The organism is Streptomyces sp. NPDC051136, from assembly GCF_044455745.1.
Lineage (GTDB): Bacteria > Actinomycetota > Actinomycetes > Streptomycetales > Streptomycetaceae > Streptomyces.
In genome coordinates this window covers 310,287-322,032 of record NZ_JBITFE010000002.1, presented here as the reverse complement: position 1 = coordinate 322,032, position 11,746 = coordinate 310,287, and the positions used below count along the sequence as shown (strand labels likewise).

At 71.9% G+C, this 11,746-nt stretch carries 10 protein-coding genes; 5 read left to right on the top strand and 5 right to left on the bottom strand.

What is annotated here, in order from left to right; genetic code table 11:
• Positions 1–113: 113 nt before the first annotated feature.
• From ACIBCJ_RS07030 to ACIBCJ_RS07015, 4 genes are all read right to left on the bottom strand, one after another.
• Positions 114–2,378: an ATP-dependent RecD-like DNA helicase gene (locus ACIBCJ_RS07030; RefSeq protein ID WP_365979059.1), complete on the bottom strand. Its 2,265-nt coding sequence runs from the start codon at positions 2,376–2,378 to the stop codon at positions 114–116.
• A 130-nt stretch (positions 2,379–2,508) separates the two neighbouring features.
• Positions 2,509–3,162 (bottom strand): hypothetical protein, encoded by a 654-nt coding sequence (locus tag ACIBCJ_RS07025; RefSeq protein WP_362503837.1) that lies wholly within the window; start codon positions 3,160–3,162, stop codon positions 2,509–2,511.
• Between the two features lie 36 nt (positions 3,163–3,198).
• Entirely contained in the window at positions 3,199–3,816 is a 618-nt protein-coding gene (locus tag ACIBCJ_RS07020) for a TOPRIM nucleotidyl transferase/hydrolase domain-containing protein (RefSeq protein WP_362094917.1), read from the bottom strand.
• An 83-nt stretch (positions 3,817–3,899) separates the two neighbouring features.
• Positions 3,900–4,895: an RNA polymerase sigma-70 factor gene (locus tag ACIBCJ_RS07015; RefSeq protein ID WP_365979058.1), complete on the bottom strand. Its 996-nt coding sequence runs from the start codon at positions 4,893–4,895 to the stop codon at positions 3,900–3,902.
• 131 nt (positions 4,896–5,026) lie between these two features.
• On the opposite strand from ACIBCJ_RS07015, the gene ACIBCJ_RS07010 reads away from it, so the two are divergent.
• Positions 5,027–5,512, top strand: a complete 486-nt coding sequence (locus ACIBCJ_RS07010; protein ID WP_365979057.1) for a carboxymuconolactone decarboxylase family protein — start codon at positions 5,027–5,029, stop codon at positions 5,510–5,512.
• Positions 5,513–5,610: 98 nt separating this feature from the next.
• Here ACIBCJ_RS07010 and ACIBCJ_RS07005 read toward each other — a convergent pair whose 3' ends face one another.
• Positions 5,611–6,264, bottom strand: coding sequence for a CatB-related O-acetyltransferase (locus ACIBCJ_RS07005; RefSeq protein ID WP_362094908.1), 654 nt, complete (start codon positions 6,262–6,264; stop codon positions 5,611–5,613).
• A 99-nt stretch (positions 6,265–6,363) separates the two neighbouring features.
• Here ACIBCJ_RS07005 and ACIBCJ_RS07000 point away from each other — a divergent pair, with 99 nt between their 5' ends.
• The 4 genes from ACIBCJ_RS07000 (at position 6,364) to ACIBCJ_RS06985 (ending at position 11,716) form a co-directional block, all read left to right on the top strand.
• Positions 6,364–6,987 carry a TetR/AcrR family transcriptional regulator gene (locus tag ACIBCJ_RS07000; RefSeq protein WP_365979056.1) on the top strand — a complete coding sequence of 208 codons (624 nt, stop codon included), beginning with the start codon at positions 6,364–6,366 and terminating at the stop codon, positions 6,985–6,987.
• Positions 6,988–7,156: 169 nt separating this feature from the next.
• A complete protein-coding gene (locus tag ACIBCJ_RS06995; RefSeq protein ID WP_365979055.1) occupies positions 7,157–8,221 on the top strand; it encodes a LacI family DNA-binding transcriptional regulator in 1,065 nt (354 codons plus the stop codon).
• Positions 8,218–9,771, top strand: a complete 1,554-nt coding sequence (locus ACIBCJ_RS06990; protein WP_362503822.1) for a sugar ABC transporter ATP-binding protein — start codon at positions 8,218–8,220, stop codon at positions 9,769–9,771. The genes ACIBCJ_RS06995 and ACIBCJ_RS06990 overlap by 4 nt, the downstream gene beginning before the upstream one ends.
• A complete protein-coding gene (locus ACIBCJ_RS06985) occupies positions 9,761–11,716 on the top strand; it encodes a substrate-binding domain-containing protein (RefSeq protein ID WP_362503819.1) in 1,956 nt (651 codons plus the stop codon). Before ACIBCJ_RS06990 ends, ACIBCJ_RS06985 begins: the two co-directional genes overlap by 11 nt.
• Positions 11,717–11,746: the final 30 nt, after the last annotated feature.

Here is an 11,746-nt window from a genome sequence, read left to right as displayed (position 1 = left end):
TCAACTTGCTCATCCTGCCCCCTCCGGAGCCCAACCGGAAGTGCTGTGTGACCTTTACGACTCGTTTGATCGATCATTTTTTTCACACGGACCGGAAGGTCCGCCGGAAGGTTTCAGGACCGGGGCCCCGCCAGCCGGAAGTCGAGCGCCGTGCACCGCCGCCCGGCGGACACCGTCCGGACCGCCTGCCCGATCGCCTTGCGCGACCCGACCAGCACGACCAGCCTCTTCGCCCGGGTGACCGCCGTGTACAGCAGGTTCCGCTGGAGCATCATCCAGGCCCCGGTCGTCACCGGGATGACCACCGCCGGGTACTCGCTGCCCTGGGACCGGTGGATGGTGACCGCGTACGCGTGCGCCAGCTCGTCCAGTTCGTCGAAGTCGTAGGGCACCTCCTCGTCCTCGTCCGTCAGCACGGTGAGCCGCTGGTCCACCGGGTCGAGCGAGGTGACGACGCCGACGGTGCCGTTGAAGACGCCGTTCTCGCCCTTGTCGTAATTGTTGCGGATCTGGGTGACCTTGTCGCCGACGCGGAAGACCCGGCCGCCGAACCGCTTCTCGGGCACGTCCGGGCGGCCCGGGGTGACGGCCTGCTGGAGCAGCCCGTTCAGCGTCCCGGCGCCGGCGGGTCCGCGGTGCATGGGCGCGAGCACCTGCACGTCCCGGCGCGGGTCGAGGCCGAACTTCGCGGGGATGCGCCGCGCCGCCACGTCGACGGTGAGCCGCCCCGCCTCCTCGGTGTCGTCCTCGACGAAGAGGAAGAAGTCCTTCATGCCGTCGGTGACGGGGTGCTGCCCGGCGTTGATCCGGTGCGCGTTGGTGACCACGCCGGACTGCTGGGCCTGCCGGAAGACGCGGGTGAGGCGGACGGCGGGCACCGGGCTGCCCGGGGCCAGCAGGTCCCGGAGCACCTCCCCCGCGCCCACGCTGGGCAACTGGTCGACGTCCCCGACGAGCAGCAGGTGGGCGCCCGGGGCGACGGCCTTGACGAGCTTGTTGGCCAGCAGGAGGTCCAGCATCGACGCCTCGTCGACCACGACGAGGTCGGCGTCCAGCGGCCGCTCCCGGTCGTAGGCCGCGTCGCCGCCGGGCTTCAGCTCCAGCAGCCGGTGCACGGTGGACGCCTCGGCGCCGGTCAGCTCGGCGAGCCGCTTGGCGGCCCGGCCGGTGGGCGCGGCCAGCACCACCTTCGCCTGCTTGGCCCGGGCCAGCTCGACGATCGACCGGACGGTGAAGGACTTGCCGCAGCCGGGCCCGCCGGTGAGGACGGCGACCTTCTCGGTCAGCGCGAGCCGGACGGCCGACTCCTGCTCGGGCGCGAGGTCGGCGCCCGTACGGCCCTTCAGCCACCCCAGCGCCTTGTCCCAGGCGACGTCCCGGAAGGCGGGCATCCGGTCCTCGTCCGTGCGGAGCAGCCGGCGCAGCTGTCCGGCCAGGGCCAGCTCGGCCCGGTGGAAGGGCACGAGGTAGACCGCGGTGACGGGGTCGCCGCCCTCGGGTCCCGGCACCTTCTCCCGTACGACACCGGGGTCTGCCTCCGGGTCGTCCGCCGGCTCGGCGGCCAGCTCGCCGAGGCACTCGATGACGAGCCCGGTGTCCACCTGGAGCAGCTTCACGGCGTCGGCGATCAGCTTCTCCTCGGGGAGGTAGCAGTGCCCCTGGTCGGTGGCCTGCGACAGCGCGTACTGGAGCCCGGCCTTCACCCGCTCCGGGCTGTCGTGCGGGATGCCGACCGACTGGGCGATCTTGTCGGCGGTGAGGAAGCCGATGCCCCAGACGTCGGCGGCGAGGCGGTAGGGCTGGTTCTTCACCACGGAGATGGAGGCGTCGCCGTACTTCTTGTAGATCCGCACGGCGATCGACGTCGACACCTCGACGGTCTGGAGGAAGAGCATGACCTCCTTGATCGCCTTCTGCTCCTCCCAGGCGTCGGCGATCTTCTTGGTCCGCTTCGGCCCGAGACCGGGCACCTCGATGAGCCGCTTCGGCTCCTCCTCGATGATCGTGAGGGTGTCCAGCCCGAAGTGCTGCGTGATCCGGTCGGCGAAGACCGGCCCGATGCCCTTGACCAGCCCGGACCCGAGATAGCGCCGGATGCCCTGCACGGTGGCGGGCAGCAGGGTCGTGTAGTTCTCCACGTGGAACTGCTTGCCGTACTGGGGGTGCGACCCCCAGCGCCCCTCCATCCGCAGCGACTCCCCCGCCTGCGCGCCCAGCAGCGCGCCGACGACGGTCAGCAGGTCGCCGGCGCCTCTGCCGGTGTCGACGCGGGCGACCGTGTAGCCGTTCTCCTCGTTGGCGTACGTGATCCTCTCCAGGACGCCTTCGAGAATGGCGAGCCGCCGCTCACCGGGGGCCGCGGGGGGCTGGTTGGGCATGATCCGACGGTACCGGTGGGGTGTGACAGGGGGAGCCGGGACCGGCTTCTCAGTACGCTCGGAACGCGGAGTACGCGAGGATGCGCGACCTCGCCGAGGCCCTCGGAGCCGAGCCGCCCGCGCGGTTCGATCAACCGGTGATCGAGAAGAAGAGCGTGTCCTGCGTGTACCAGCCGACGTTCTTCGTCGCGTACTCCCACTCCTTGTGCTCGAACTCCAGCTTCTCGATCACCTCGCGGACCTCGTACCGGAAGCCCTCGTCCATCCGGTCCAGCACCGCGCGGTAGGCGTCCGCCATCGGCTTGGCCCTGGCCAGCGGGAGCGTGCCGATGTGCGGTCCGTCCACGGGATACGGGAGGGAGAAGGGCATGCCCGCCGGGGGCCCGGAGAAGAGGTGGTCGTACAGCAGGAGGTCCGGGGCCACGTCCAGCCGGCGCAGCTCGTCGTCGACCAGGCCGAAGAAGGTGGCGGGCTTGGAGTACACGCCCAGGTCGGACGGGTCGGAGGCGTTGCAGTCGATGACGAGCTGGAGGGCGTGGTGGTAGGCGCTCGCCACATAGTCCCCCTGTGCGCTCGCGTGGCCGGCCACCAGGTGTTCGAGCGCGTCGGGTATGGACAGGCCCAGGTCGATGTCCTGCCGGTCGAGGTCGTGCTGACGCTGCCGTGCCCGCTCGCGCATGATGCCGAGGCGGCGCCGCTGATCGGCCGTCAGGTCGTCGACAGCTCCCAGGAAGGCGAGGACGTGGGCCTTGTCGGCCGTGCTGCAGGAGATGATCCGGCTCATGATCGGCATCCTGTCAGCCGGCACTGACAGCGGCCGTCACAGCGCCGCGAACAAACCCGCCAACGGAGCCGGTGTGCGGGCCGGTTCCAGGGCCTCGACCAGGATCCGGCCGTAGTGGATCTTGCGGCCGGACTTGGTGCCGAGGAAGCGGCGGAGCTGCTGCTGCGCGGCGCGGCCCTGCTGGGCGGGCTGCCGCAGGAAGGTCTGGAGGCGGCGCGACTCCCCCTCCCTCACCACGAGTTCGGTCACCACGCTCACGCCCAGCGCGCGGATCAGCTCGTCCTCCAGATCTGCCGCGCAGACGAAGAGGCCGTCCGGCTCGGCGTCGGCGCGTCGCAGGGCCCGGACGTAGAAGTCCTGCTCCCGCTCGTCGCACAGACCCACCAGGCGCAGGTCCAGCCCGTCGGGGCCGAGGAGTTCGGTGAAGCGGCCGACGCTCATCGCGCCGCCCATCGGGAGGACGCAGACGCCGTCCGCCGCCAGGTCCCGGCCGCGGCGGGCGGCCATCGCGTCGACCGCCGCCGCGTCGCTCGGCCCTTCGAGGAGGACGGCGGTGTGGACGGCCAGCCGGTCCGCCAGGTCCTGCGCCGGGCCGCCGGGGCCGCCCGCCGCCCAGGCGGTGACCGCGTCCCGGAACGCCCCCATGTTCGCCATGGGGAAAGTCTCCGCCCCCGTCCGTCGTCGCGGTAGTGGATTTTCGACATGCAGCGCGATGACCGGCCCTGCGGCTCAGCGGCTCAGCGGCTCAGAGCGGTCTCCTCGCGCATGTACGACAGCTTCTCCGGGTTGCGCACCGCGTAGAGCCCGGTGATCCGGCCGTCCTCGATGCGGACCGCCACCACCGTGTCGAGTTCGCCGTCGAGCCGGATGACCAGGGCCGGGTGCCCGTTGACCTGGGCCGGGTCCATGGTCATCGTGACCGGCAGCTTGACCAGGCCGCCGAGCATGAGGCGGGCCACCTTGTCGGCCCCGTTGACGGGCCGCAGGACGGCCTGCTTGATGCCGCCGCCGTCGCCCAGCAGGACGACGTCCGGCGCGAGGATGTCGAGCAGGCCCTGGAGGTCGCCGGTCACCACGGCCCGCTGGAACGCTGCGAGCGCGTCCCGGGTCTCGGACCGGGAGACGGCCTCGCGCGGGCGGCGTGCGGCGACGTGCGCGCGGGCCCGGTGGGCGATCTGCCGGACGGCGGCCGGGCTCTTCTCCACCGCCTCGGCGATCTCGTCGTAACCGACGTCGAACACCTCGCGCAGGACGAACACCGCCCGCTCGACCGGCGCCAGCGTCTCCAGGACCAGCATCATCGCCATCGACACGCTGTCCGCCAGCTCGACGTCCTCGGCCACGTCGGGCGTGGTCAGCAGCGGCTCGGGCAGCCAGGAGCCGACGTAGGACTCCTTGCGGCGGCCGAGCGTACGCAGCCGGTTCAGGGCCTGGCGGGTGGTGATGCGGACCAGGTAGGCGCGGCGGTCCCGGATCGTGTCGAGGTCGACGCCCGCCCACTTCAGCCAGGTCTCCTGGAGCACGTCCTCGGCGTCCGCCGCCGAGCCGAGCATCTCGTAGGCGACGGTGAAGAGCAGGTTGCGGTGGGCGACGAAGTCCTCGGTGGCCGCGTCCACGGCCGCCCCGTCCCCGGCGGGGACCGCCCGCCCGGTGGCGTCGCCCTGTGCGTGTCCGTCGTTCTCGCTGGTCACCCGCTGCTCCCGTTCGGTCGGTTCCGGAGGTGTCACGCGCACGAGACACCGGTCGCCGCTGTGCTGTGACACCCGCCCGCGGTGGCCTGTGCCACATCGTCGTCCTGTCACACGGCTCGGGCCACCGGCGTCTTGTGTGCATCACCGAGGCACCGACAGCGAGGACGAAGATCATGGACACCCGATTCAACCTGTTCGAGAACGAGTTCGGCGGCCGGTTCGCAAAGCGGTTCGCTGGCACCGGGATGCTGGTTCACCAGTCGACGCTGCCGCGGGCCACGCAGGAGCTGGTCTCGCTGCGCGCCAGTCAGATCAACGGTTGCGGCCACTGCATCGACATGCACGTCAAGGAGGCCGCGGCCGCCGGGGAGAGCGCGGTCCGGCTGCACCTGGTCGCCGCCTGGCGCGAGTCCACGGTGTTCACCGAGGCCGAGCAGGCGGCGCTGGCGTTCGCCGAGGAGGGCACCCGGCTCGCCGACGCCCACGAGGGCGTGTCCGACGAGACCTGGGAGCTGGTGCGCAAGCACTACGACGACGACCAGGTGGCCGCCCTGATCTGCCTGGTCGCCCTGATCAACGCGGCCAACCGGCTCGCCGTGATCACGCACCAGAAGGGCGGCTCGTACGAGGCCGGCATGTTCCAGGCGGCGATGGGCTGACCTTCGCGGGGGAGGGCTGCACGGGGGGGAGCAGCGGAACCCGGGGTGAGGACGCCCCGGGTTCCGCTGCTCTTCCCGCCCTGCACTCGTCCGGCGTGTCAGGGCCGGTCGATCCGCGCGGCGGCCTCCTCCAGGTCGGCGACGGTCCCCGACATGATCGTCCGTACGTGCGCGGTGATGTGCCGTACCGGCCAGTCCCACCACGCCACGGCGAGGAGCCGGGCGGTGTCCTCGGCGTCGTGGCGGGTGCGGATGAGCCGGGCGGGGTTGCCGCCGACGATGCCGTAGTCGGGGACGTCGGCGGTGACCACGGCGCCGGCCGCGATGATCGCGCCGTGCCCGATGCGCACACCCGGCATGACGGTGGCGCCGTGGCCGAACCACACGTCGTTGCCGACGACCGTGTCGCCCCGGCCGGGCAGACCGGTGATCAGGTCGAAGTGCTCGGCCCAGGAGCCGCCCATGGTGGGGAACGGGAAGGTGGACGGGCCGTCCATGCGGTGGTTGGCGCCGTTCATGATGAACCGGGTGCCCGTCCCCAGCGCGCAGTACTTGCCGATGACGAGCCGCTCGGGACCGTAGTGGTAGAGGACGTTGCGCGTCTCGAACGCGGTCGGGTCGTCCGGGTCGTCGTAGTAGGAGAAGTCACCGACCTCGATCAACGGTGACTTCACGAGCGGCTTGAGCAGTACCACGCGCGGGTGCTCGGGCATCGGGTGGAGGACGGTGGGGTCGGCGGGAACGGGCGGCATCGTGGAGGCGTTCCTCTCCGGTGAGGCTAGAGCGACAACCGTCGCATTAGGATGCTGGCACAGCCCTGCCGCCTTGATCAACCGGATACTGGATCGCCGATGACGGACCCACTGGACACGACGGACCGCCGGCCGGGCGGCCGCACCGCCCGCGTCCGCGCCCAGGTTCTCGACGCCGTGCGCGCCGAACTCGCCGAGCGCGGGCACGAAGGACTCACGATGGAGGGGGTCGCGGCGCGAGCGGGCGTGCACCGCGCCACGGTCTACCGCCGCTGGCGCGACGTCGGCGGCCTGCTCGCCGACGTGATCGGCGCCGCCGGCGAGATCGACTGGCAGCCGCCGGACACCGGCTCGCTGCGCGGCGACCTGACCACCCTGAACCGGGAGATCCAGGAGTCCCTGGTCGTGCGGCCGTCGTTCGCCGTCGCCCTGATGGCCGCCTCGTTCCACTCCGAACAGGCCGCGCGGGCCCAGACACAGCTGTGGACGGACCGGTACGCCCAGTGCGAGATCCTCGTCGAGCGTGCCGTCGAGCGCGGTGAACTCCCCGGCCGGCACGTGGACGCGCGGAGCCTGCTGATCGCCGCCACGGCGCCGGTCTACCACCGGTCGGTGCTGCTGCGGGCCGATCCGGACCCGCACCTCCCGGAACAGGCCGCGCAGGCGGCGGTCCTGGCGGCTGTTGCGGGCGCCTTCCGCGCCCGCCGGGAGGAGAGCGCGTGATCGACCGCGTCCCGGGTCCGTTCGTCTCGCCGTAGCCACCGGAACGGGGCCGTCCCGCCCCCGCCCCCGGTCACGATTGGGTCTCGGCGGGGCCCCATCCCTTGAAACCCTCGCGTGTAATCGTTTCCAATCCTCCGTGTAATCGATTCCACGAGGAGGTGGAACGACGATGGCGAGCATCAAGGACGTTGCCGCCGAGGCGGGCGTGTCCGTCGCCACGGTCTCGCGGGCGCTCAACGGCCACCCCTCGGTCAGCCCCGCCGCCCGCGCCCGCGTACTGGCCGCCGTCGAGACGCTGGGCTACCGGCCGAACGCCGTCGCCCGCTCCCTGCGCACCGACCGGACCCGCACCCTGGGCCTGGTCATCAGCGACGTGATGAACCCGTACTTCACCGAGCTGGCCCGCTCCGTCGAGGAGGAGGCCCGCGCACTCGGCTACAGCGTCATCATCGGCAACGCCGACGAACGTCCCGACCTCCAGGACCACCACGTCACCACGCTCCTCGACCGGCGGATCGACGGGCTGCTCGTCTCCCCCACCGACGGCGGCTCCCCGCGCATGCTGGAGGCCGCGCGGGCCGGGACGCCGATGGTCTTCGTCGACCGGTGGATCCCGGGCGTGGACGTGCCCGTGGTGCGGTCCGACGGGCGCGCGTCGGTACGGGACCTGGTCGCGCACCTCTACGGGCTCGGGCACCGCCGGCTCGCGATCATCGCCGGGCCCGCCGCCACGACCACCGGACGCGAGCGCGTCGACGCCTTCCGCGAGGCGCTCGGCGCGTACGGGCTCCCGCTGCCCGACGCCTACATCGGCCAGGGCGACTTCCAGGCCGGCAGCGGACGCCGGGTCACCGAGGGCTTCCTCGACCTGCCCGAGCCGCCCGGGGCCGTCTTCGCCGCCGACAACCTGATGGCGCTCGGCGCGCTGGACGCCGTACGCGCGCGGGGACTGCGGGTCCCCGAGGACATAGCGCTGGCCGCGTTCGACGACATCCCGTGGTTCGTGCACACCGATCCGCCCGTCACCGCGATCGCCCAGCCCACCCGCGACCTCGGCCGCGCCGCCGTACGCGCCCTGGTCGAGCGGATCGCGGGGCGGGCCGGGGAGTCCGTCGCCCTCCCGGCGCGGCTCGTCGTACGCCGCTCGTGCGGCGAACCCGGTGAACCCGGCGAACCCGGTGAACCCGCCCCCACGACCCCGTCCCCGTCCCCCGTACGAAGGAGTACGCCGTGAGCAGCCGCAGTCCGGACGAGTTGCTGCGCATCGAGGGCATCCGCAAGACCTTCCCCGGTGTGGTCGCGCTCGACAGCGTCGACTTCGACCTGCGCCGGGGCGAGGTGCACGTGCTCCTCGGTGAGAACGGCGCGGGCAAGAGCACGCTCATCAAGATGCTCTCCGGCGCCTACACGCCCGACGCCGGGCGGATCCTGGCCGGCGGCGAGGAGGTGCGCATCCACGGCGCGCAGGACGCCGAGCGCCTCGGGATCGCCACGATCTACCAGGAGTTCAACCTGGTCCCCGACCTGACGGTCGCCGAGAACATCTTCCTGGGCCGCCAGCCGCGCCGGTTCGGCATGATCGACCGGAAGCGGATGGAGGCCGACGCCGAGGTGCTCCTGAAGCGGGTCGGGGTCAGCGTGTCCCCCCGCGCCCGGGTGCGCGAACTCGGGATCGCACGGCTCCAGATGGTCGAGATCGCCAAGGCGCTCAGCCTCGACGCGCGCGTGCTCATCATGGACGAGCCGACCGCCGTACTGACCTCCGAGGAGGTCGAGAAGCTGTTCGCCATCGTGCGGCGGCTGCGCGAGGACGGCGTCGGGATCGTCTTCATCACCCATCACCTGGAGGAGATCGCCGCGCTCGGCGACCGGGTCACCGTGATCCGGGACGGCCGCAGCGTCGGGCAGGTGCCCGCCGCCACCCCCGAGGACGAGCTGGTGCGGCTCATGGTCGGACGGTCCATCGAGCAGCAGTACCCGCGCGAGCGCACCGGCGCCGGCGAGCCCCTGCTCAAGGTGGAGGGACTCACCCGGGACGGCGTCTTCCACGACGTGGGCTTCGAGGTGCGGGCCGGTGAGGTCGTCGGCATCGCGGGGCTGGTCGGGGCCGGGCGCACGGAGGTGGTGCGGGCGGTGTTCGGCGCCGACCCGTACGACGCGGGGACCGTGCACGTGGCGGGCGCGCCGCTGCGCCGGCACGACGTGAACGCGGCCATGGCCGCCGGGATCGGGCTGGTCCCCGAGGACCGCAAGGGACAGGGGCTCGTGCTCGACGCCTCCGTCGAGGAGAACCTCGGGCTCGTCACGCTCCGGTCCACCGCCCGCGCCGGACTCGTCGACCTCAAGGGACAGCACGCGGCGGCCGAGCGGATCGCCCAGCAGCTCGGCGTGCGGATGGCCGGGCTCGGGCAGCACGTGCGGACACTGTCCGGCGGCAACCAGCAGAAGGTCGTCATCGGCAAGTGGCTGCTGGCGGACACCAAGGTGCTGATCCTCGACGAGCCGACGCGCGGCATCGACGTCGGCGCCAAGGTCGAGATCTACCAGCTCGTCAACGAACTGACCGCGGCCGGGGCAGCCGTGCTGATGATCTCCAGCGATCTGCCGGAGGTCCTCGGCATGAGCGACCGCGTGGTCGTCATGGCGCAGGGCCGCGTCGCGGGTGAACTCCCCGCCGAACGGGCCACCCAGGACGCCGTGATGGCACTCGCCGTCAGCACGCACACCAGCGACTCCCCCCACACCGACGGAACGGACGGAACGGAGGCCTCCCGTGGCCACTGACACGCTCAAGAGCAAGCCGGGCGCGCAGGGCGCCACGGGCGGTCTGCGCCGCCTGCTGCTCGACAACGGCGCACTGACCGCGCTGATCGTCCTCGTCATCGCCATGTCGGCGCTGTCCGGGGACTTCCTGACCACCGACAACCTGCTCAACGTCGGCGTCCAGGCCGCCGTCACCGCGATCCTCGCCTTCGGCGTCACCTTCGTCATCGTCTCGGCGGGCATCGACCTGTCGGTCGGTTCGGTCGCCGCGCTGTCGGCCACGGTGCTGGCCTGGAGCGCCACCGAGGCCGGCATACCGGTCGCGCTCGCGGTGCTGCTGTCGGTCCTGACGGGCATCGCCTGCGGCCTGGTCAACGGCTTCCTCATCTCCTACGGGAAGCTGCCGCCGTTCATCGCGACGCTGGCCATGCTGTCGGTGGGGCGCGGTCTGTCGCTGGTCATCTCGCAGGGTTCGCCGATCGCCTTCCCGGACTCGGTCTCGCACCTCGGCGACACCCTCGGCGGGTGGCTGCCGGTGCCGGTGCTCGTGATGATCGTGATGGGGCTGATCACGGCCTTCGTCCTCGGACGCACGTACATCGGCCGGTCCATGTACGCCATCGGCGGCAACGAGGAGGCCGCGCGGCTGTCCGGGCTGCGGGTGAAGCGGCAGAAGCTCGCCATCTACGCGTTCTCCGGTCTGTTCGCCGCCGCCGCGGGCATCGTGCTCGCCTCCCGGCTGGCCTCCGCGCAGCCGCAGGCCGCGCAGGGCTACGAGCTGGACGCCATCGCCGCCGTCGTCATCGGCGGTGCCTCGCTGGCGGGCGGCACCGGCAAGGCGTCGGGGACGCTGATCGGCGCGCTGATCCTCGCGGTGCTGCGCAACGGCCTCAACCTGCTGTCCGTCTCCGCGTTCTGGCAGCAGGTCGTCATCGGTGTCGTCATCGCGCTGGCGGTGCTCTTCGACACCCTGCGCCGCAAGGCGGGCGCGGTCACTCCGGCGGCCGGGGCGTCCGGCGGCGGCAACCGGGGCAAGCAGGCGCTGACCTACGTGATCGCGGCCGTCGTCGCGGTGGCCGTCGTCGGCGCGACCTCGCTGCTGCACAACGGCTCCTCCGGCGGCAAGGACCAGAAGATCGGACTGTCGCTGTCCACGCTCAACAACCCGTTCTTCGTGCAGATCAGGAACGGCGCCGAGGAGGAGGCGAAGAAGCTGGGCGTGGACCTGACGGTCACGGACGCCCAGAACGACGCCTCCCAGCAGGCCAACCAGTTGCAGAACTTCGTCAGCGGCGGCCTGTCCGCGGTCATCGTCAACCCGGTGGACTCCGACGCCGCCGGTCCCTCGGTGCGCTCGGCGAACAAGGACGACATCCCCGTCGTCGCCGTGGACCGCGGCGTCAACAAGGCCGAGACGTCCGCGCTGGTCGCCTCCGACAACGTCGAGGGCGGTGAGCTGGGCGCCAAGGCGCTCGCCGAGAAGCTCGGCGGCAAGGGCACGATCGTCGTCCTCCAGGGCCAGGCCGGCACCTCCGCCAGCCGGGAGCGCGGGGCGGGCTTCGCGGCCGGGCTGAAGGAGTACCCGGGCATCAAGGTCGTCGCCAAGCAGCCCGCGGACTTCGACCGCACCAAGGGCCTGGACGTGATGACCAACCTGCTCCAGGCGCACCCCGACGTCGACGGCGTCTTCGCGGAGAACGACGAGATGGCGCTGGGCGCCGTCAAGGCGCTGGGCTCCAAGGCCGGCAAGTCGGTCCAGGTCGTCGGCTTCGACGGCACCCCGGACGGGCTGAAGGCGGTGGAGGCGGGCTCGCTGTACGCGTCCGTCGCGCAGCAGCCGACGGAACTGGGCAGGATCGCCGTACGGAACGCGCTGCGGGCGGCCGAGGACGAGAAGGTGGAGCAGACGGTGAAGGTGCCCGTGAAGGTCGTCACCAAGGAGAACGTGGCGGGCTTCGAGGGCTGAGCCCGGCCCGTCGGGTGCGCGGGCGGGCGG